The sequence below is a fragment of the Bacillus cereus group sp. BfR-BA-01492 genome, from assembly GCF_022662815.1.
Lineage (GTDB): Bacteria > Bacillota > Bacilli > Bacillales > Bacillaceae_G > Bacillus_A > Bacillus_A cereus_BD.
This window is the reverse complement of record NZ_JAKUEH010000008.1, coordinates 25,930-45,334: the sequence shown is the minus strand read 5'-3', so window position 1 is coordinate 45,334 and position 19,405 is coordinate 25,930. Positions and strand designations below refer to the sequence as shown.

Below are 19,405 nucleotides of genomic sequence, written 5' to 3'. Positions count from 1 at the left end.
ACGCAAAAAGAAAACGCAAAGCATATTAATAGCGTCTTTTTGCGTTATTTTTTATACTAATATAAAAGCCATATTATTTGGAGGAACTATACATGAATCTTTCTGTAACAAAAGAAGCTGCAACTTGGTACAAAGAAGAATTAAACTTACAATCTGGCGATACAATTCGCTTTTTCGTACAATACGGTGGTTGTAGTACAGTACAAAAAGGATTTTCTTTAGGTATGCGTAAAGATGAGCCGGCACAACCTGCTGCTAAAACCCAAGAAGAAGGAATTACATTCTTTATTGAAAGTGATGATGAATGGTACTTTGATGGTCATAATTTATCCGTTACTTTTAACAAAGGCGATGACTTTCCACAATTTAATTACGAGAAATAAAGTGAAACTTTAACCAGTAGGGGTTTTCTTCATCCCCCACTGATTATGAGCCCTCACCAATCGGGCTGTCCTAAAATAGCTGGATAAAAAAAGCGTGGCAAATGCCACGTTTTTTTATTTCTTAATTTCTTCATATTTTGCATACCACTCTGGATATAGTTTCTTAAGGGATACTGGGCGAAAGCCCTCTTTCTTAGCACAAATATTTGTTGTTGTTGCTGTAATGCAAAGATCCCCATCACCATTATAAATTTCATACCCATATATAACACGGAGCGGACTTACAGAATCAACCCATGTTTTTACAATTGCTTTTTCTCCATAACGCATTGCTTTACGATATGAAATTTGTAAATCTAAGACAGGAGAAATAATCCCGTCTTTCTCCATTTCAACATACGAGAATCCTAAATCTTGTATTAATTTCGTACGCCCTAACTCCAGCCATACTAAATAGTTAGAATGATACACAACACCCATTTGATCAGTTTCCGCATAGCGGATCTCAATTTCTTGTTCAGCTACAAACATATCTCTATCTCCTTCTCACTTCTGTTTCCTCACATACATTTAATCATAATACAGGAAAATCAAAAATAAAATAGAAACGATGGATCTTTCACCGAAAGGAGTACGCATATGATTCAAATTGTAACCGTTCGTAGCGGCGATAGCGTATATAGCTTAGCCATGAAATATGGCGCTACACCTGAAGAAATTGTAAAAGATAACGGATTGAATCCTGCCGAAACACTCGTTGTCGGCCAGGCACTTATTGTAAATACGAAAGGAAATAATTATTATGTCCAGCCAGGAGACAGCCTTTATAGAATTTCACAAACGTATAATGTTCCTCTCGCTAGCTTAGCAAAGGTAAATAATCTATCATTAAAATCTATTTTGCATGTCGGACAACAACTCTATGTACCGAAAGGCTCCAAACGAGCAGTGGAATCTATTGCCTATTTACAACCATCAACAATCCCGATTAAAGAAAGCCTAGTGAATGCTGCGCGAGCTATTAACCCTTATTTAACATATTTAGCTTATTTTAGTTTTGAACCACAGAGAGATGGAACCTTAAAAGAACCGACGGAAACGGCTAGAATTTCTGAACTTGCTAGGCAAGGACAAACAATTCCTATGCTCGTCATTACAAATATCGAAAATGGAAATTTCAGTTCGGAATTAGCATCTATCTTTTTAAGAAGTGCTACGATTCAAAATCGCTTTATTACAAATATCCTTCAAACAGCTGAAAAATATGACATGCGCGACATTCACTTTGATTTTGAAAATGTCGCTCCAGAAGACCGGGAAGCATATAATCGCTTTTTACGAAACGTCAAAACACGATTACCTGAAGGATATACGTTAAGTACGACACTTGTCCCAAAAACAAGCTCAGAACAAAAAGGGAAGTTTTTTGAAGCACATGATTATAAGGCACAAGGGGAAATTGTTGATTTTGTTGTCATTATGACCTATGACTGGGGATGGCAAGGAGGACCACCAATGGCTGTTTCTCCTATTGGTCCTGTCAAACAAGTAATCCAATACGCCAAATCACAAATGCCTCCTCATAAAATTATGATGGGACAAAATCTATATGGCTTTGACTGGACACTTCCATTTCAAGAAGGCAATCCTCCCGCTAAAGCAGTGAGTTCCATCGCTGCAGTTTCTCTTGCACGTAAATACAATGTACCGATTCGATATGATTTCACTGCACAAGCACCTCATTTCAATTACTTTGACGAAAACGGTGTGCAACATGAAGTATGGTTCGAGGACGCTCGCTCTGTTCAAAGTAAATTTAATTTGATAAAAGAACAAGGTATACGCGGCATTAGCTATTGGAAAATCGGTCTACCTTTTCCGCAAAATTGGCGCTTATTAGTAGAGAACTTCACCATCACGAAAAAAGGCTGATTTTTGTCAGCCTTTTTCGTGTTTACGATTCGTCTTTTATTTCATTTTTCAAAAATTCTATACTTTCTAGACGTCTCTCATTTTTCGCTTCAATCGCAGCGCGATCCTTTTCATTAGAAAGTTCCGCCGTTTCTTTCGCCTCATTAAAATTATCAATCGTATTTTGCAACGTTTTTTGTAACTTTTCCTCATTATCGCTGCGATCATCTGGATTTGGTTGATATTGATTTGGCATATGTCTTCCCTCCTCATCAAGTATACATACGCTATTAGTTGTTCCTATCTAACATGAAATATATACATAAAGAAAAAGGAGAATGAAAACATCCTCCTTTTTCTTTAACCGTTATCCACAATCGGTTGTTTACCAGTCGTATCCTGCATTTGTTTCCCTTTATTTCCACCAGCTTTTTTCGATTGCGTTCCGATATGATTCGGTACAAAGTCTTTCGAATTCTTTTTTGGATTACCCATAACTATCGCCTCCTTATTACTAGTATCATACGAGTAATAAGAATTATTCAGCCTGCTTAAAAAGTTCCATCTCATAACGCTTTTCAATCTTTTCTTCAATCCGGTCAATTGCATCACGATCGCTTAATAGTTGCCGTTTATTTTCCCTTACAAGTTCTTCAAATGTTTTCCGGCGATTTCTTCTCATGTTGTTCATCCTTTCTCCTACTCATTCTTGCTATTAGTATGAACAAACCGAAATCTCTTTAATCAGACTTGTAAGAAAATTTTTTGTTTTAGTAAAGAAAAGTTTATGATACAAAAAAATCCACTCTCGAAATGGATTTTTTGTATCTACTTATATTTCATTGTACTCTTGTGCAGCTTGTAGTACGAAATCATACCGAGCTAAAATATAACTTTCTAATTTCATGACATCCTCTAAACTTTCAACCATAATTCTCGTTATACCTAATTCATTTTTTAAAGCTGGTTCACATTTTAAATCCGTGCAGATTGCTTGTACTTCTCGTTCTGTTTTTTCTGTTAATACATATTTTTTTCGCCCTTTCACTTTCATTCTCATAACCAACTGAAAAGCTTTAATATCTAAATAATTCCCGGTACTTACATAGCGAATATACTCTACGGTACGATTATTCTTTATTAGCATTTCTTTTATGAACGTATATATCGTATCTTCTTCCATTATTTCTTTTTTCGGACTCTTTCGCCCTTCCCCTTGCATATTTGCACACTTTTGATAAACGGCTGCACATGTTATACAATCATCCAGTGCATTATGGGAACTTAATCGTATACCCAGCATTCTTTTTAATGTTTCCAACTTAAAGTTTGGAGCGTGTTTCATATATTTTTTAGCTAAAGGTACTGTGTCAATCACCTTATTTTTCGGCTCTCCTAATTGAAATCTACTCATATTACTCTTTAAAAAACGCATATCAAAAGAAGCGTTGTGCGCAACAATTGTATCGTTACTTAAAAACGCCAAAAATAAAGGTAACACTTCTTGAATAGTTGGTGCATCCGAAACACGATAGTTCGTAATTCCTGTTAAGCTTGTAATCCGACTCGATATCGGTCTTTCTGGATTTACGAATGAAACAAATTGGTCTACTAATTCATGATTACGATACCGAACTGCGGCTACTTGAATGATCCGATCGTTATATGGGTGGAAACCTGTCGTCTCAAAATCAATTACAACATAATTTGCTGGTAAAGATACATATCCCACAACATACTCCCCTTACTGATTATTTTTATTCCCTTAATCATATCATGAACCAATCTTTTCTTGGAAAAGAAAAAACAGAACTGATATGATATCAATTCTGCCTTTTTCACTATTTTAATTTCGCAACACGTTTCTCCATCTCTTTTTGTGTCATTGGCCCAATAAATTTATCTTGTATGACACCTTTTGTATTTATAAAATAAGAAGTTGGAATCGTGATAACTTTATATCTCGTCGTAACACTTATATCTGTATCCAGTAAAATGGGAAATGTAACACCTTTTTCCTCTGCAAACTGTCTGACCTTTTCCGTCCCATTCGCTCGTTCTGACACTGTATAATTTACTGCGAGAATTTCTACATCTTCCTTATACTTCTTATAAAAAGCTTCCATATCTGGCATCTCCTGCTGACAAGGACCGCACCACGTTGCCCAAAAATTCACAATTACTTTCTTTCCTTTTAAATCTGATAATTTTACCTTCGTACCATCTAACTTCGCCAATTCAAAATGAGGCGCAGCCTTCCCAACTACAATTCCATTTTGAGCGACTATATCTTTCATTGTTGCTTCGCTCTTTACTTGCCCTTTACTTACTTGCTTTTCATTCGGTTTAAACTGCTCATACACTGCATAACTCGCTAAGCAAAGTAATACAGCACCAATAATAATCTTTCGCCACATATACATCATCCTTATCATTCTCTCGTTATAGATCCATTTCAACCAAAGATTGTATTTATATTTAGCTTACACGGACAAACTTGGAAATATTCCCCTTGAAATAAAGTGAAACTTTAATCCGTGGGGGTTTTCTTCATCCCCCACGGATTATGAGCCTTCACCAATCGGGCTGCCCGTTAATGCGGGATAAACGATAATCACAATATCAGTATGAAATTTTTTCCTTTTTATCATATAATAGGAATATATATTTGAAAGAGGGGAATTGTATTTGAAAAAACAACAATCCAATGGATACAATACATTCTTAACCTCTTCATTTTTCACCGACATCCATGACATATATAAATGAAATTTACTATATTGATAAATTATTATACACATTTCGTATTTCACCTTTTATGAGTACATGATGTTTGTTCACGTTCCTATATTTTCTTATTCTCATTCTTTTCTGTTTTTCCTTTTATATAAGACGAAAAACAGTCTTTCAAATAAACGACTGTTTTAAGACGGTGCAACTTTATTCCTTTTCAATGTATTCCAATATATCACCAGGTTGACATTGCAACTCTTTGCAAAGAGCTTCTAATGTGGAAAAGCGAATGGCTTTCGCTTTTTCTGTTTTTAATATGGATAAGTTGCTATTCGTAATTCCGACTCTTTTCGCTAATTCGCCAAGTGTTATTTTTCTTTTTGCCATCATAACATCTAAATTTACTCGTATCATTTTAAAACTCCTAAACCGTTAGTTTGTTTTCTTCTGCAATTTGAACAGCGTATTTAAAAATTTTACTTAACAAAAGAAGCGCAATTCCAGCAAATAACAATCCCATATTAAGATGCAGCGAATACAGTAATTGACCATTTTCTAAGCTTGTTACCCAACTTTCTTTCGGAAAGATAAAATACTGTTTTGTAATAAGTTTATTAATGACTCCTTCCGGTTCTTGCTTAAAAAACAAAAACATCATTTTAGAAATTTCATTATAATGAATATTTTCTAGCACACACAAAATGAGGAAAATAAAACCAACGTTTCTCATATAATGCGCATTTTCTATAATAAAAAATTGATTGCGAACTAAATTACGGAAAAAAGCTCTTATTTGACAAAGTAAGAAAATATTCAACCCCATTATGATTAACATAAAGATAGCCATCCATAAAGGAAGTTGAAAATTTCTCGCTTCAATTGCTAATCCACCTAAACTAGGTGACATTGTAAACCATTTCGGTTTAACAAAAACACCAAACGCCAAAAAGATGCTAATAAAAGTCATATACAGAATTGCTAATGTCGTAAAAAATTGCAATATGCGATAGATTTTTTTACCTTTCATTTCCATCCCTCCCATCTTAAACATAACTAACTTATTATCAATTTTCAATATATTTTTATTGTTTTCCGATAAGAACATAAGAAAGGATGATCTTTATGTACCCTTTAGAAAAAATAGTTTTGTATATTCTCAGCTTTCTCTTTTTTCCTATCGGAATCATCGTATGGATTGCATCTTTTTTAAGTAAAAGCCTTGAAAAACGGAAGGTTGGTCGCATTTGTCTTTATACCGCTTTTGTATCATTTCTTTTATCCACTGCACTTGGTATCATCACTTTTTATACAACGACAATAACCTCTAGTCTATAAAAATAAGAAAGGATAGATATAGTATGGGAGAACATCCAATTAGTAAAGAACTACGCTATATGCGTATTTGTTTCATTTGTCTCATTTTCGTTCTTATATTTTTTGATGGAGAAAAAGAGGTTCCGGTCTCTACAACACATGATGTTCCACTAAATAACATGCCCACCAGTAATATGACGCAAATTGCTGAAAATACTTTTGTTTTACAAGAAAATGATCCTGAGACAGGCGATCGACATACTATTAAAATTTCCAAATACGCCCCTGACGCAAATAAAGTTATATTAGTGAAAGAGATTAACACTGAGAATACATCAACATACGAATATCAGTTAAATCCATTTGAATAAAGCAAAACAGGGGCAAAGTTTATGCCCCTGTTTCACAAATATGAATTCTATTTTTTCTTAGTTTGACACCTTAGATTCTTCTAATTTTTCACGAAGAACCATTTGTAGAATACCACCGTGACGGTAGTAGTCAATTTCAACTTCACTATCAAAGCGTGCTACTACTTCAAATTGTTTTTTATTTCCGTCTAGGTCAACCGCCACTACTTTTACAATGTCACGTGGTTTTACTGTTTTATCAATTTGAATTTCAAATGATTCATTACCAACAAGACCTAAAGTTTCAGCACTTTCGCCATCTTTGAATTGCAGTGGTAGTACACCCATTAAGACTAAGTTACTGCGGTGAATACGTTCGAAGCTTTCTGCAATTACTGCTTTAATACCTAAAAGATTTGTACCTTTCGCAGCCCAGTCACGAGAGCTTCCCATACCATAATCTTTACCAGCAACAACTAAAAGACCTGTTCCGTCTTCTTTATATTTCATCGCAGCATCATAGATAGATGTTACTTCACCAGTTGGCCAATATGTTGTATAACCGCCTTCTGTTCCTGGTGCAATTTGGTTTTTAATACGAATGTTTGCAAATGTACCACGCATCATAACTTCATGGTTACCACGACGAGAACCATAAGAGTTAAAGTCAACTGGCTGTACGCCATTTTCTAATAAATAACGTCCTGCTGGTGTATATTTACCAATTGAACCTGCTGGTGAAATATGGTCTGTTGTTACGGAATCTCCAAATTTACCGATTACACGTAAACCTGATAATGTTTCAACTTCACCCGGTTCTTTAGATAACCCTTCAAAGAATGGCGGGTTTTGAATATATGTTGAATTTTCATCCCAAGTATATAATGCTTCATTTGAAGTTTGAATCTCATTCCAACGTTCATTGCTGTTAAATACTTGTGCATATTCTTTTTTGAACAGTTCAGATGTAACAACACTTTGCACCACTTCTTCAATTTCTTTTGCCGATGGCCAAATATCATTGAAGTAAACAGGATTGCCATTTGCATCTTTACCAATCGCATCCTTCTTCAGGTCAATATCAACTGTACCTGCAAGTGCATATGCCACAACAAGTGGTGGTGATGCTAAATAGTTTGCTTTTACAAGCGGATGAATACGGCCTTCAAAGTTACGGTTACCTGATAAGACAGATGTTACTAATAAGTCATTTGCTGCAATAGCTTCTTCTAATTCTGGTGCCAATGGTCCAGAGTTACCGATACATGTTGTACAACCATAACCAACTGTTTGGAAACCTAATTGATTTAGATAATCTGTTAAACCAGATTTATCTAAATATTCTGTAACAACTTTAGATCCTGGCGCTAATGATGTTTTTACATAACCAGGTACTTTCATACCTTTTTCAACTGCTTTCTTCGCAACTAAACCAGCGCCAACTAATACATATGGGTTAGATGTATTTGTACAGCTTGTAATTGCAGCGATTGCAATCGCACCTGTTTTCATCGTTACTTCTTGATCATTTAATTCAACTTTCACTTCTTTATCAAATTCTTGCTCTGTAAATCCAAGTCCTTGTGTTCCGACTGGCGCTACAACAGCTTTACGGAACTCTTCTCTCATATTTGAAAGCGGAATTAAATCTTGCGGACGCTTTGGACCAGAAAGGTTTGTTTCAATTTTACTTAAATCAATTTCAACAAGGTCTGTATAAATTGGATCTTGGCTGTCCGCTGTATAGAATAAGCCATTTGCTTTACAGTACTCTTCTACAAGACGAACTTGTTCTTCATTTCTTCCTGTTAGACGTAAATAATCTAATGAAATTTCATCGATTGGGAAGAAACCACACGTTGCTCCATATTCCGGTGCCATATTTGAAATTGTTGCACGGTCAGCTAGCGGCATGCTCTTTAATCCGCTACCAAAGAACTCAACAAATTTTCCAACTACACCTTTTTGACGTAACACTTGTGTTACTTTTAACGCGATGTCTGTCGCTGTTGTACCACTTGGAAGTGTTCCAGTTAATTTGACACCGATTACTTCTGGTACTGGGAAGTATGATGGTTGTCCAAGCATTCCTGCTTCCGCTTCAATACCACCAACGCCCCATCCAAGAACACCGATACCATTGATCATTGTTGTATGAGAATCCGTTCCTACTAGTGAATCAGGGTATGCAACTAATTCGCCTTCAGCATTTGTCACCGCGTGCACAACCGGTGCTAAATATTCAAGGTTTACTTGGTGTACAATACCTGTTGCTGGTGGAACAGCACGGTAATTATCGAATGATTTTTGTGCCCAGTTTAAAAATTTATAACGTTCTTCATTACGTTTAAACTCTAAATCCATGTTGAATTCAAGCGCGTCTGCCGTACCCGCTCTATCAACCTGTACTGAGTGGTCAATAACAAGATCTACAGTAATTTCAGGATTAATTTTATCAGGATCCCCACCCATATCTGCCATTGCTTTACGAAGCGAAGCTAAATCTACAACAGCAGGTACACCTGTGAAGTCTTGTAAGATTACGCGAGATGGTTTAAATGGAACATCGATATCTTTCACATCTTTTGTTCCCCATTTCGCTAAGTTTGTAACATGCTCTTCTGTGATAACACGTCCGTCAACTTGACGAAGTACGGATTCAAGCAAAACTTTAATTGAATACGGCAATTGTGATACATTACCCACCCCTGCATTTTCAAGCGCTTTCAATTGATAATAATGATACGTTTTCCCATCTACTTCAAATGTTGCACGAGATTGAAATGGATTATGTTTGACCATTATGTTTCCCCCCTGTTAAACATGACTAAGTTGTCTGAATATAAAATGTAGACGAACTTTTCAATACCTTACGATAATATCTTATTACAACTTTCTAAATAAGTAAATAATAAGAAACTTATAGTTTTTTATAAGTTTTCTTTATCTCATAAAAATTGAATAGTGTTCGTTCTCCTTATGAATACTATAATTACAAAGCAAAGCTTTTTGTTTCATACTTTGCTTTATGACTCATTACTGTATGTACAAATACAATTAGGGGTGAAACAAAATGGGTAAACGAAAAGCCAATCATATTATTCCAGGAATGAACGCCGCTCCTGCTCAAGGACAAGGTACTGGTTATAACGAAGAATTCGCAAATGAACCATTAACAGCTGCTCAGCGTCAAAATAATAAAAAGAGGAAAAAAAATCAGTAACGAAAGCTCCCAAAAGGATTACCTTTTGGGAGCTTTTTTCGATGCTTATAACGCAATAGTTCCGATACTTCCACAAAAAAGCGGTATTATTTGGAACTTCCCATGTTACATAGCCAGTAGGTTCCAACTCTTTTCTTAACAACAGGCTTGCTCATACTTCGTCCACTTGAAATATATGTATACCACCAATGATAAAACAGATCATAATGGAAATTTTTCGTCTGAACATCTGTGTTCCTAATAGAGAGGTTGCTAACACGATAACAACCTCTTCACTTTTCTAACTGATCTACTTCTCGCATAATATTTTGCAAATGACTTTCATATTGTTTAAGTTGTGGACGCTGCGTTTCAGACGCTACTTCGAGTGCGTTTTGAATTTGTTCATATGCTTCTTGTACTTCTTGATGAAGTTGTTTTAAATCATGACCATAATTCGGGTCATTTTTCACAATATTATTGAATATATGTTCCGCTTGTACAACCCCTTGCTGTGCTGCTTGAAAAGCTTGTTGTTTATCCTTATGATAGGGCATAGCTTTTCTCCTTTCTACATATCGTTCGTTTCACTTATCTTTACCCTTTTTCTTAAAAACATTCTCGTATAAATTCTTAAAGTTCTCTCATTCTAAATAGAAAAGGAGGTGAACGGACCGTGGAAAAAAACAATAGTAAGTCTATTCGTCAAAATTCAAAAAAAGGACAACCCTCTGGACAACCTGAACCTTTAAGCGGGTCACATAAAGTAAAAAATCGAAATCACTCAAGACAAAAACATCACGCACATCATGATATGTAACAAATATTTATATAATCGATAATCTTATTGCAGTGAAACTTCTATCAGTGAGGAACTCTCGCCACACTGATGAAAGTTTCACTTTATTTTAAACATGTTGAGAAGACTTCCTTCTCTAAAGAAAAAACAATTTTTTTTGCTTGGACAGAAACATAGAAATTCTTCATTAGAAGTTTATTTGAGACTCCCACCCCTAAAGGGGCAAGTCCTAAACCTTACGGTTTAACGGATGGGATTCTTTGGTGCTTAACCGTTCGCAATTCATTTCTGCTTTGAACAAGCCCAAAGATAAGGGTATCTCATTACCCCTCCTAAGACAGTGCATATAGCATCTTAGGCTGATTGACTGTTACCGTCAATCACAGGTGCATATCGAATATTCATCGCACCGACTAAATCTCTATGTTTTTCGAATCCACATTTACATTTATACTTGCGGTCTTGTGCCTTATTCTTTTCAGAACAATTAGGGCATGTTTGACTTGTGTATGCAGGATTTACATACTCAACCTTGATTCCTTCTAATTTCGCTTTGTATTCAATGAATTGGGATAGACGGTAGAATGACCAGTTGTGCAGGTTCTTTTCGTTTTTACGGCTTGTTCTTGCCGTCTGTCTAATATTCGCTAATTTTTCTAAACGAATGACAGAAATCTTATTTTCTTTAGCAAAATCAACAATCGCACGACTAATCTTATGGTCTTGGTCTTTCATCCATCGTTGTTCCTTATCCTTTGAATTTCGAATGGCATTTAACTTTTTCTTTTTACCTAATGTCTTACGTTCGAGACGGAATTTTCTCTTCACATATTTATTTTGTCTGCCATTACCAAAGAAACGCACCTTTTCATCATCTGTTACAGCGACAGCAGGTACTTTCAAACCTAAGTCTACACCCATGACTTTTAAACCTGTTCCTTGCGCGGTAGGTATAGTGACAGAAATTTGGGCAATCCATTTATTCGCTTTCTTTGTGATACGAAGTGTACCTAATTTGTGTTTAAGCAAATCAAAATTGCGATTATGTTTATCAACCAACAAAGCACGAATAGGTGTTTTAGTTGCTTTCCCATTCATCATAATTGGCATTGAGATGTGGGTGAAATCAAAAGAATAATTTTGGTTGTTCCAAACACAAACTGTTTTTTTGAGTACAGGAATAACTTTGTATTTTTTCTTCTTCACTTTTTTAAATACACTTTTGGCATCTTTAATCGCTTGGTTTTTAACAGCACTTGGCAAAGAAACAGAAATATCCTTGCTTGATTTTTTTGTACTTTTCTTTTCTGCAACCATTTCAGAAACAAGGTCGTTGATTGTAGAGATGTATGATTTACTCATTTCTGACAAAATAGAAGCTTGTTCTTTTGTTGGAAGTAGTTTGACTTTAACTGTTATTGTTTGGAACATTGTTTCACCCCCTTGTTTTTTGTTGTTCAACATAACGCTTAATCGTTTCACTCGATACATTTCCTGCGGTAGATACAAAGTAGGAACGTGTCCAAAGGCTTGGCAAGTGTTGAAGATGAGAAAATTCCTCTCTCAACCTTTTAGAAGTCACTCCTTTGATTTTTGCCATGATATCAGCAGGACTAAATGTTGGCAGTGCGTTTAGAAACATGTGTGTATGGTCTTTGTCACATTCTAAAGCGACAATAACGATTTTTAGTTCTTCACATATTTCTTGGACTAATTCTTTGAATCGCTCCTCTACATCAGTACGAAAGAATATTTTTCTTCTATATCGAGGACAAAAAACGAAATGATAGTTAATTAATGATACGGTTGTGTTTGTTCTTCTGTATTCATTCATACATACATAGATTGTATCAGTTTTATTTCTGAACTGTAACATATATATTCTAAATATAGAGTTAAATTTTCAGATACTTGAAGCACCACAAGACCTTGCGGTTTTTAGTGGTACTCCGTATCTGACCTCACTCTCATCCCACACCTAAAGGAATGGGCTTTCCCGTTCGGGAAAATCTGTAAAGATAGTGGGAAACGTTCCATGTTACCTTTCACCTCTCTTTTATTCATGCATATCATAGTATGAATTGAGACATTATGGAGGGTATTGGTCATGAGCAAGAAAAAGAAGAATTGTCTTTTTCGTGTTGATGGTTTTGAAGAATGGATGGATCAGTTCTGCTCTGGTTCCTACCACAATTGTAACTTTCCAAATTATATTCATATTGATCTTTGTGAAACAGAGCAAGAATACATTTTAGAAACAGATGTGCCAAATGTAACGGAACAAAATGTACTTATAAAAAAGATGGAGACAGGCCTAAACATTTGTATTTTTAAAAGGAATGTCCCCTTACAAAGAACGATTTTTTTACCGGCCAGTATCGTTTACAAAAAAATGATAGCTTGTATAGAAAATGGTTTTCTTTCCATTCATATATCTAAAAATGAAATTGCAAATCCACATGAAAAAAAAGTTCTTTTTTTAAATGAATATTGAACCTTCTTACATCTTTTCATGTAAACTTCTTTGTTATACAAAGTAGTTCTTACAGAGATGTTTTTTCCTATACTATATAATCATGATTTTCCTAGAAAGCATGATAAAAAGGATTCCTAAACCATAAGGAATCCTTTTTTATCTCGCTATTTTTGGGCAAGTAAGGCTATTCGGAGAGAAAAAGAGAAGAGAATTGGACGTAGTACTGTTTGTAGCAATCCCGATTCGTAAAGGCTCATTATCAGCAGGGAATGACGAAAATCCCCACTGATTCAAGACTCACTTTATATTGCACCTTCCGTTACTAACATCGTAGGGTTCTGAAGCTTTTTCGAACGCAAACTATACCCTACTATTTTTTTCTTATATTGTTTAATTACATCAATATGATCATCATAACGATAGATGAAAAATGTAATATTTGTTTTTCCTGTCTTTGTCTGAATCATTAATGGTGTTCCCTCTTCACTTGGAGGAAAATAATACTTCTCTAAAAAGATTGCTTCATTAAATTCCTGAATGATGCACTTCTTCTCTTCTCCTTCTATCTGTTTCCCATCTAGAGTTATACTTGTAACGTCTTCACTAAGTTGCGGATGTAATTCAAACTTACTGATTAAAGACTCCACAACAGATGTTGGAATACTCGCCACTACTACTTTAAAAGCAGCAAACACAACCAACATCACGATAAACCATGTCGTCATATTTTATCATCCCCATCATTTTTAAAATTCTCATTATTATACAATCTATATTATCTCATGAAAACACCTTTTATTTTTTGTACATAATGTGAACTTTTAAAGAAAATATGCTAGTAAATGTTATGAGGACAGGATAGGGAATACATCTTAACAGAAGCTATATAGCAGGGGGCAACTCTAAATAGACGTATTTTTCTATATTCTTATTGGGAGAAATATTGATTGGATGGCTTAAGGGGGATCCGCTAAAACATTTTGATTAAACTTTATTTCAAAGCAACACGAATACCAAAATAACTCTTCTTTTATTGGGAGAAAAAATGAGGAAAGAAACGGCTTTCTCCCCTCATTTTTTTATGATAACTCTCTCTACACTCGAGCTGTTCTCGTTATATCCATATCTACTCCATATGTAAACTGCAATTCTTTACAAACTTCCTGGATAAAAATATTCATATTATATTTTTCATTAAATTCAGTAATAGCATGTTCTACTTCTTCATAAGTATATTTATATTCACCAGTAATCACGCTTTTTAAGTCGAAACATTCATTAATACAAAGCTGGACGAGAAGTCGATCATACATAGTTACTATATCTTCTTTTTTCCACAACAATTCCTTCACATACAATCTATCAAACCTGACACTTCCTCGATTACACTCTGTTAAAGTACGGGTCATTTCATGTAATTCTCTATATAGTTCAGATATATTTGTATTGAGACGAATCAATTTATCTACGCCATCTTCATACAACATGTCATCCACCTCCGTATACTCTTTTTCTTATTATAGCAAGAAAATTCTAAAAAAGGATTTTTTCTTCTGAAATATTAGGAAACTTATTCGGATTGCTTTACAATGAAATTAATGAATACGAAAGGGGTACTACATTGGAACAAAAATTATATTACAGCGATCCTTATCAACAATCTTTCACAGCAAAAATAAGAAAACAAGAGGTGGACCATGAAGGAAATCGCTATGTTACTTTAACCGAAACGGCTTTTTATCCAACTGGCGGCGGGCAACCTCATGATATAGGTACATTAAATAATGTCTCTGTGACAAATGTAGAGGAAATCAACGGAGAAATCCGTCACTTCATATCTGAAGAATTATATGAAGTAGAAGTAATCGGAAAAATTGATTGGAACCGCCGATTCGATCATATGCAACAGCATGCAGCTCAGCACATTTTATCAGCTGCATTTTGGGATCATTTTAATATCCCTACAATCGGATTTCACCTTGGGACAGAAACGGTTACAATTGATTTAGATACGCCAACCCTTTCTGCGGAAACAGCTACTGAAGCGCTCCGTATTGCAAATCAAATTGTCTTAGAAAATCATCCTATCCATATTAAATGGATGAATTTAGAAGAAGCAAAACAATTACCTCTTAGAAAAGAACCATCGCTCTATGAAAATATACGCGTTGTCATCATTGAAAACTTTGACTATAATGGCTGCGGCGGAACACATCCGAAATATACGGGAGAAGTTGGGCCTATTCATATTATTGGATGGGAGCGTAACAAAGGTGGCATTCGCTTAAGCTTTATTGCAGGCTGGCGAGCTATAAAGTTAATGGGATATCATCAACAAATCATAAAAGAGGTTTCCAAACAATTAAACAGTAGTGAAAATGATATTCCAAGTAAAGTACATCAGCTTATTACCTCTCAAAAAGAGAGTGAGAAAGAATTACAAGTGATGCGTGAAAAGCTTCTTGTTATAGAAGCAAATGATCTATTGCAAGAAGCAGCTGATACACATGTTGGCATGCTCATTTCGAAAGCTTTCAGTAACCGTTCTATGCAGGAGATGGTCAAATTATCAGCCATCATTACAGAACAAAACGAACATACAATTACATACTTTGTCACTGAAAATGAGGATAAATTACAATGTATCCTTGCTTGCGGGAAATCTATCAATATAAATATGAACAATATTTTAAAAGACGCACTCCCTATCATTGAAGGAAAAGGTGGCGGAAACCCGAAAAGTGCTCGCGGTGGCGGAAAAGCCATCATTTCAGGCGAACAATTTTTACACCAACTTGTTCAAGCATTGAAGGAAACCATTTAAAAAGGATAGTACATTGCTATCCTTTTCTGTTTATGTTTTTTCTAGTCTTCTATTTTTTAAAATGAATTGTTATACCCGTTATCTCACATCGAAGGCCCAGTTCAAGTACAGATAACATACCCTAATATCACAGCATCTATTTCTTGCTCAATTCTTTTCGCAATGCTTGTTTTAAAAATTTCCCTACTGATGTTTTCGGAATTTCTTCCATAAATACAATATCATCAGGTAACCACCACTTCGCAAACTGCGGTTGTAAAAATTCATATAATTCTTCTTTCGTTACGACACGATTTGGTTTTCGTACGACACAAGCAACAGGTCGCTCTTGCCACTTAGGATGGGGAACCGCAACAACTGCTGCTTCAAACACTGCTTCATGCGCCATAAGTGCATTCTCTAAATCTACAGATGAGATCCATTCACCCCCGCTTTTAATCACATCTTTTGTACGATCTACTATTTTTACGCATCCTTCTTCATCTACAGTCACTACATCCCCCGTATATAACCACCCATCACGAAATCCTTCCGCTGTACGCTCATCTTTATAGTAACTTGCAGCAATCCACGGTGCACGTAAGCAAAGTTCTCCCATCTCACTCCCGTCCCATTTCACTTCTCCATTTCCTCCAACTATTTTCATCTCAACTCCCGGCACAAGATATCCTTGTTTTGATCTTATTTCAAGTTGCTCTTCATATGATAAATCTTTTTCATAACTTTTTAACCTTGCAAGTGTTACAAGTGGGCTTGTTTCTGTCATACCATACGCGTGAACAAAAGGAACATGATATTTCTGTTCAAATGCTGCGATTACACTTTTGGGTGCCGCAGCTCCTCCGCATAAAATCCGGCTCATACTCGATAAGTCATAGTCATGTTTCTCTAATTCTTGCAAAACACCAAGCCAAATTGTAGGTACTCCAGCTGCTACTGTCACTTTCTCTTTTTGAATCATTTCCAGTAAAATTTCCGGTGTAAACATCGGACCAGGCAAAACTTGTTTCGTTCCAAACCACGTTGCCGCAAACGGTAATCCCCATGCGTTCACATGAAACATCGGCACAATTGCCATTGCCACATCGCTTTCCGATAGCGCTGCTGTATCAGCTAATCCAAGCGCCATACAATGAAGCACTGTACTACGATGCGTGTATACAACACCTTTTGGATTTCCTGTTGTTGCCGAAGTATAGCACATACCAGCCGGCATATTTTCATCGATTTCTTTTAAAAATTGATAATTCGGATTTCCTTCAGTAAGAAGTTGCTCATAATGATATACAGGCGTCAATGAAGTCTCTAGTATTTCCTCTTTATCCGTCATAATGATATATGCTTGTACGGTCGATAATTCTCCTTGTATCTTTTCCACAAGCGGGACAAGATCTTCATCAATAAGTAAAATTCGATCTTCGGCATGGTTGATTATATAAGAAATATGCTGGGGAGATAAACGAATATTAATTGTGTGCAATACAGAACCAATACTAGGAATAGCAAAATATGCTTCAACATGTCGATGATGATTCCATGCCAACGTTCCAATTCGTTCTCCTTCCTTTACTCCCAATTTCTTTAATACACTAGAAAGCCGTCTCGTTCGTTCTCCAATTTGTTTATACGTTAACGTGGTAACCCTATCATGTGTACGAGAAACAATCTCTTTCTTTGGAAATAATGTTTCTGCCCTTTCCATCATCGAATGAATTGTTAATGGTACATTCATCATACGCATCTCACCCTCCATTAAAACGCTTTCATTTTTGTTCATTATATCAAATTCAACCAAATAAAAGTTGTTTTTTACTAAATTTTCTGAAATTATTACCTTGGAAATAAAGCGAAACTTTAATTAGTGGGGTTTTCTTCATCCCCCACTGATTATGAGCCCTTACCAATCGGGCTGTTACGGGCAGTTTCTCTCTCCCACCTACCTTCCTTGCTTCTTTCTACATTTTGAGGCGAGAGTCTTACTGCCCTAAAATAGTGGGATAAATAAAAAAGAGAGCTCTTCCACACCCTCTTTTAACAATATGTATCTTGTGAATTTCTTATCATTTCATATTTTTATAAATCATTTGAAGTGAAAACATTCTATCAAGAAATGCTACATATTACCCTCTTCTATTTATCATAATGGCTTTTGTTTAAACTTTTGATAGTTTCGCACTTTTAATAGCAATACGCTTCCGCAATCTGTACAAATATAGGCGTCTACTGGAGAGGAGGTGAACATCGTTTCTTTTTTTCTTATTTGAGCATAGCCAACAAACTCACCTTCCCCAATATCATTCGATCCACAATACGAACATGTATGTACCTCTTTCTTCTGCATGAGAGCACCACCTTTGATCTGTTTCTACTCCTTTCGACAGCAATCATTCACTTTCCTTCCCTAAAAATTGTCATTATTTGTTTCGGTAAGAAGGAGATTTCAACATCATTTCGTCTTTACTACATATACGCCATTTTTTATTCATTCAAACGCGTATTCAGGCAGCTTTCGAGTCACCTTGCTTGATTTACTAAAAACAAATATATAGCTTTTTTCCTCTCCCTTCTCTTCCTTGTTTCTTTCTAAATATTGAGGCGGGAGTCTTAAGCGAGACAAAGAAAGGAAATGACAAAGACTTTTTACAGCTCTTGTCATTTCCCTTCTTGCTTTTCTAATACATATAAGTCTTCTTCTATATTTGTTAACTTATCGACAATTAACTTCCTTGCGTCTTCAATCCCTTGATTATACGCATATGGTCCGATTAATTTGACCATTTCCTCGATTAAACGTTCCGCTTGAAAGCGCCCAATTTCTTCTAAATCTTCTTCTTCAAAAAACCGCTGAATGTTTGCTACAAGTTGATCTTTTCTTTCATTTGATATTTTTACATTCATCACCTATAAATCGCTCCTCTATTTTTGCGATAACCCTTTTCTTAACTGTACCATAGAAAACCTTGTTCCCGGGCAAGATTTTGTAACACCTTCTAATTCACGATGACCAAGTATGTGTTTTTCGCTTAATTCAAACTGCTTCATAAATGTTCGACATAATGTATATAACGATTGTATTTGCGCAGGTGTTGGGTCATATTTATCAAAATTCCCCGACATACATATACCAATCGTTTCACTATTATGTCCTTTTGCATGCGCTCCTACATACAACCCTCGCCCTTCCAATACTGTTCCATCTTCTTCGATAAAATAGTTATATCCAATACCGCTCCATCCTCTTTCTTTTTGATGAAATTCATGCGTTTTATATATGTCCCATCCATCTTCAGCAGTATGGTGAATAATCAAACTGTTGACATTTTTTAGTGGCTGTAATTCATCACGAAATGTTAACTGCGTTTTCTTCACGTTCATTTTAACTCTTCTCATCCCTTTCTAAGCGATAAAGAACG

At 35.6% G+C, this 19,405-nt stretch carries 25 protein-coding genes and 1 pseudogene; 7 read left to right on the top strand and 19 right to left on the bottom strand.

Going from position 1 to position 19,405, the window contains the following annotated elements; genetic code table 11:
* Positions 1-92 precede the first annotated feature (92 nt).
* A complete protein-coding gene (locus tag MR063_RS11820) occupies positions 93-383 on the top strand; it encodes a HesB/YadR/YfhF family protein (protein WP_242143417.1) in 291 nt (96 codons plus the stop codon).
* A gap of 114 nt (positions 384-497) precedes the next feature.
* Here the strand turns inward: MR063_RS11820 and MR063_RS11815 are convergent, their stop codons facing one another.
* Complete coding sequence (locus tag MR063_RS11815) at positions 498-914, bottom strand: acyl-CoA thioesterase (RefSeq protein WP_242197926.1); 417 nt, start codon at positions 912-914, stop codon at positions 498-500.
* A gap of 108 nt (positions 915-1,022) precedes the next feature.
* On the opposite strand from MR063_RS11815, the gene MR063_RS11810 reads away from it, so the two are divergent.
* Positions 1,023-2,315, top strand: coding sequence for a glycoside hydrolase family 18 protein (locus tag MR063_RS11810; RefSeq protein ID WP_242197923.1), 1,293 nt, complete (start codon positions 1,023-1,025; stop codon positions 2,313-2,315).
* A gap of 22 nt (positions 2,316-2,337) precedes the next feature.
* On the opposite strand, the gene tlp is transcribed toward MR063_RS11810, so the two are convergent.
* The 7 genes from tlp to MR063_RS11775 all read right to left on the bottom strand — a co-directional run bounded on the left by tlp (position 2,338) and on the right by MR063_RS11775 (position 6,054).
* Positions 2,338-2,550 carry a small acid-soluble spore protein Tlp gene (tlp, locus tag MR063_RS11805; protein ID WP_242143420.1) on the bottom strand — a complete coding sequence of 71 codons (213 nt, stop codon included), beginning with the start codon at positions 2,548-2,550 and terminating at the stop codon, positions 2,338-2,340.
* A gap of 104 nt (positions 2,551-2,654) precedes the next feature.
* Positions 2,655-2,789, bottom strand: coding sequence for an acid-soluble spore protein SspN (gene sspN / locus MR063_RS11800; protein WP_012094701.1), 135 nt, complete (start codon positions 2,787-2,789; stop codon positions 2,655-2,657).
* Positions 2,790-2,832: 43 nt separating this feature from the next.
* Entirely contained in the window at positions 2,833-2,976 is a 144-nt protein-coding gene (locus tag MR063_RS11795; protein ID WP_081428436.1) for an FbpB family small basic protein, read from the bottom strand.
* Between the two features lie 150 nt (positions 2,977-3,126).
* Positions 3,127-4,026, bottom strand: coding sequence for a 3'-5' exonuclease (locus MR063_RS11790; RefSeq protein WP_242197921.1), 900 nt, complete (start codon positions 4,024-4,026; stop codon positions 3,127-3,129).
* 109 nt (positions 4,027-4,135) lie between these two features.
* Positions 4,136-4,711, bottom strand: coding sequence for a TlpA family protein disulfide reductase (locus tag MR063_RS11785; protein WP_242197919.1), 576 nt, complete (start codon positions 4,709-4,711; stop codon positions 4,136-4,138).
* A gap of 523 nt (positions 4,712-5,234) precedes the next feature.
* Positions 5,235-5,441, bottom strand: a complete 207-nt coding sequence (locus MR063_RS11780; RefSeq protein ID WP_242143424.1) for a helix-turn-helix domain-containing protein — start codon at positions 5,439-5,441, stop codon at positions 5,235-5,237.
* Between the two features lie 10 nt (positions 5,442-5,451).
* The gene (locus MR063_RS11775; RefSeq protein ID WP_242197917.1) at positions 5,452-6,054 is read right to left on the bottom strand and encodes a DUF2975 domain-containing protein; all 603 of its coding nucleotides are present in this window, start codon (positions 6,052-6,054) and stop codon (positions 5,452-5,454) included.
* Positions 6,055-6,385: 331 nt separating this feature from the next.
* On the opposite strand from MR063_RS11775, the gene MR063_RS11765 reads away from it, so the two are divergent.
* Complete coding sequence (locus MR063_RS11765) at positions 6,386-6,712, top strand: hypothetical protein (RefSeq protein ID WP_242197915.1); 327 nt, start codon at positions 6,386-6,388, stop codon at positions 6,710-6,712.
* A 57-nt stretch (positions 6,713-6,769) separates the two neighbouring features.
* On the opposite strand, the gene acnA is transcribed toward MR063_RS11765, so the two are convergent.
* Positions 6,770-9,493, bottom strand: coding sequence for an aconitate hydratase AcnA (gene acnA / locus MR063_RS11760; RefSeq protein ID WP_242197913.1), 2,724 nt, complete (start codon positions 9,491-9,493; stop codon positions 6,770-6,772).
* 271 nt (positions 9,494-9,764) lie between these two features.
* Here acnA and sspO point away from each other — a divergent pair, with 271 nt between their 5' ends.
* Positions 9,765-9,914 (top strand): small acid-soluble spore protein O, encoded by a 150-nt coding sequence (sspO, locus tag MR063_RS11755; protein ID WP_242197910.1) that lies wholly within the window; start codon positions 9,765-9,767, stop codon positions 9,912-9,914.
* Positions 9,915-9,999: 85 nt separating this feature from the next.
* Here the strand turns inward: sspO and MR063_RS21970 are convergent.
* Together MR063_RS21970 and MR063_RS11750 are read right to left on the bottom strand one after the other, a co-directional pair.
* Positions 10,000-10,143, bottom strand: a pseudogene (locus MR063_RS21970) (chitooligosaccharide deacetylase); the annotation flags it as partial.
* A gap of 43 nt (positions 10,144-10,186) precedes the next feature.
* The gene (locus tag MR063_RS11750; protein ID WP_012094710.1) at positions 10,187-10,450 is read right to left on the bottom strand and encodes a hypothetical protein; all 264 of its coding nucleotides are present in this window, start codon (positions 10,448-10,450) and stop codon (positions 10,187-10,189) included.
* 119 nt (positions 10,451-10,569) lie between these two features.
* Here MR063_RS11750 and MR063_RS11745 point away from each other — a divergent pair, with 119 nt between their 5' ends.
* Positions 10,570-10,713: a small acid-soluble spore protein P gene (locus tag MR063_RS11745; RefSeq protein ID WP_012094711.1), complete on the top strand. Its 144-nt coding sequence runs from the start codon at positions 10,570-10,572 to the stop codon at positions 10,711-10,713.
* Between the two features lie 333 nt (positions 10,714-11,046).
* Here MR063_RS11745 and MR063_RS11740 read toward each other — a convergent pair whose 3' ends face one another.
* Both MR063_RS11740 and tnpA read right to left on the bottom strand, forming a co-directional pair.
* On the bottom strand, positions 11,047-12,123 hold the full coding sequence (locus tag MR063_RS11740; RefSeq protein ID WP_242197908.1) for a transposase: 1,077 nt from the start codon (positions 12,121-12,123) through the stop codon (positions 11,047-11,049).
* Between the two features lie 4 nt (positions 12,124-12,127).
* Entirely contained in the window at positions 12,128-12,526 is a 399-nt protein-coding gene (gene tnpA / locus MR063_RS11735; RefSeq protein ID WP_242197905.1) for an IS200/IS605 family transposase, read from the bottom strand.
* A 273-nt stretch (positions 12,527-12,799) separates the two neighbouring features.
* On the opposite strand from tnpA, the gene MR063_RS11730 reads away from it, so the two are divergent.
* Positions 12,800-13,186 (top strand): Hsp20/alpha crystallin family protein, encoded by a 387-nt coding sequence (locus tag MR063_RS11730; protein ID WP_242197903.1) that lies wholly within the window; start codon positions 12,800-12,802, stop codon positions 13,184-13,186.
* A gap of 284 nt (positions 13,187-13,470) precedes the next feature.
* Here MR063_RS11730 and MR063_RS11725 read toward each other — a convergent pair whose 3' ends face one another.
* Both MR063_RS11725 and MR063_RS11720 read right to left on the bottom strand, forming a co-directional pair.
* The gene (locus MR063_RS11725) at positions 13,471-13,893 is read right to left on the bottom strand and encodes a YfmQ family protein (RefSeq protein WP_242143431.1); all 423 of its coding nucleotides are present in this window, start codon (positions 13,891-13,893) and stop codon (positions 13,471-13,473) included.
* Positions 13,894-14,262: 369 nt separating this feature from the next.
* Positions 14,263-14,655, bottom strand: a complete 393-nt coding sequence (locus MR063_RS11720) for a hypothetical protein (RefSeq protein ID WP_242197902.1) — start codon at positions 14,653-14,655, stop codon at positions 14,263-14,265.
* Positions 14,656-14,789: 134 nt separating this feature from the next.
* Between MR063_RS11720 and MR063_RS11715 the strand changes: the two genes are divergently transcribed.
* Positions 14,790-15,992 carry an alanyl-tRNA editing protein gene (locus MR063_RS11715; protein WP_242197900.1) on the top strand — a complete coding sequence of 401 codons (1,203 nt, stop codon included), beginning with the start codon at positions 14,790-14,792 and terminating at the stop codon, positions 15,990-15,992.
* Positions 15,993-16,128: 136 nt separating this feature from the next.
* Here MR063_RS11715 and MR063_RS11710 read toward each other — a convergent pair whose 3' ends face one another.
* The 4 genes from MR063_RS11710 to MR063_RS11695 form a co-directional block, all read right to left on the bottom strand.
* Entirely contained in the window at positions 16,129-17,727 is a 1,599-nt protein-coding gene (locus MR063_RS11710; RefSeq protein ID WP_242198185.1) for a long-chain fatty acid--CoA ligase, read from the bottom strand.
* 402 nt (positions 17,728-18,129) lie between these two features.
* On the bottom strand, positions 18,130-18,333 hold the full coding sequence (locus tag MR063_RS11705; RefSeq protein WP_012094717.1) for a hypothetical protein: 204 nt from the start codon (positions 18,331-18,333) through the stop codon (positions 18,130-18,132).
* Between the two features lie 311 nt (positions 18,334-18,644).
* Positions 18,645-18,893 carry a DUF2164 domain-containing protein gene (locus MR063_RS11700; RefSeq protein ID WP_242197898.1) on the bottom strand — a complete coding sequence of 83 codons (249 nt, stop codon included), beginning with the start codon at positions 18,891-18,893 and terminating at the stop codon, positions 18,645-18,647.
* A gap of 15 nt (positions 18,894-18,908) precedes the next feature.
* The gene (locus MR063_RS11695) at positions 18,909-19,367 is read right to left on the bottom strand and encodes a peptidoglycan recognition protein family protein (RefSeq protein WP_242197896.1); all 459 of its coding nucleotides are present in this window, start codon (positions 19,365-19,367) and stop codon (positions 18,909-18,911) included.
* Positions 19,368-19,405: the final 38 nt, after the last annotated feature.

Excerpts from the sequence above, each read along its gene's own strand:
- MR063_RS11720 (WP_242197902.1), bottom strand. The coding sequence starts at position 14,655 with ATGTTGTATGAAGATGGCGTAGATAAATTGATTCGTCTCAATACAAAT.
- sspO (WP_242197910.1), top strand. The coding sequence starts at position 9,765 with ATGGGTAAACGAAAAGCCAATCATATTATTCCAGGAATGAACGCCGCT.
- MR063_RS11795 (WP_081428436.1), bottom strand. The coding sequence starts at position 2,976 with ATGAGAAGAAATCGCCGGAAAACATTTGAAGAACTTGTAAGGGAAAAT.
- MR063_RS11740 (WP_242197908.1), bottom strand. The coding sequence starts at position 12,123 with ATGTTCCAAACAATAACAGTTAAAGTCAAACTACTTCCAACAAAAGAA.
- MR063_RS11695 (WP_242197896.1), bottom strand. The coding sequence starts at position 19,367 with ATGAACGTGAAGAAAACGCAGTTAACATTTCGTGATGAATTACAGCCA.
- MR063_RS11780 (WP_242143424.1), bottom strand. The coding sequence starts at position 5,441 with ATGATACGAGTAAATTTAGATGTTATGATGGCAAAAAGAAAAATAACA.
- MR063_RS11750 (WP_012094710.1), bottom strand. The coding sequence starts at position 10,450 with ATGCCCTATCATAAGGATAAACAACAAGCTTTTCAAGCAGCACAGCAA.
- MR063_RS11710 (WP_242198185.1), bottom strand. The coding sequence starts at position 17,727 with ATGATGAATGTACCATTAACAATTCATTCGATGATGGAAAGGGCAGAA.
- MR063_RS11725 (WP_242143431.1), bottom strand. The coding sequence starts at position 13,893 with ATGACGACATGGTTTATCGTGATGTTGGTTGTGTTTGCTGCTTTTAAA.
- tnpA (WP_242197905.1), bottom strand. The coding sequence starts at position 12,526 with ATGAATGAATACAGAAGAACAAACACAACCGTATCATTAATTAACTAT.
- tlp (WP_242143420.1), bottom strand. The coding sequence starts at position 2,550 with ATGCCAAATCAATATCAACCAAATCCAGATGATCGCAGCGATAATGAG.
- MR063_RS11730 (WP_242197903.1), top strand. The coding sequence starts at position 12,800 with ATGAGCAAGAAAAAGAAGAATTGTCTTTTTCGTGTTGATGGTTTTGAA.
- MR063_RS11765 (WP_242197915.1), top strand. The coding sequence starts at position 6,386 with ATGGGAGAACATCCAATTAGTAAAGAACTACGCTATATGCGTATTTGT.
- acnA (WP_242197913.1), bottom strand. The coding sequence starts at position 9,493 with ATGGTCAAACATAATCCATTTCAATCTCGTGCAACATTTGAAGTAGAT.
- MR063_RS11815 (WP_242197926.1), bottom strand. The coding sequence starts at position 914 with ATGTTTGTAGCTGAACAAGAAATTGAGATCCGCTATGCGGAAACTGAT.
- MR063_RS11785 (WP_242197919.1), bottom strand. The coding sequence starts at position 4,711 with ATGTGGCGAAAGATTATTATTGGTGCTGTATTACTTTGCTTAGCGAGT.
- sspN (WP_012094701.1), bottom strand. The coding sequence starts at position 2,789 with ATGGGTAATCCAAAAAAGAATTCGAAAGACTTTGTACCGAATCATATC.
- MR063_RS11775 (WP_242197917.1), bottom strand. The coding sequence starts at position 6,054 with ATGAAAGGTAAAAAAATCTATCGCATATTGCAATTTTTTACGACATTA.
- MR063_RS11820 (WP_242143417.1), top strand. The coding sequence starts at position 93 with ATGAATCTTTCTGTAACAAAAGAAGCTGCAACTTGGTACAAAGAAGAA.
- MR063_RS11705 (WP_012094717.1), bottom strand. The coding sequence starts at position 18,333 with ATGCAGAAGAAAGAGGTACATACATGTTCGTATTGTGGATCGAATGAT.
- MR063_RS11810 (WP_242197923.1), top strand. The coding sequence starts at position 1,023 with ATGATTCAAATTGTAACCGTTCGTAGCGGCGATAGCGTATATAGCTTA.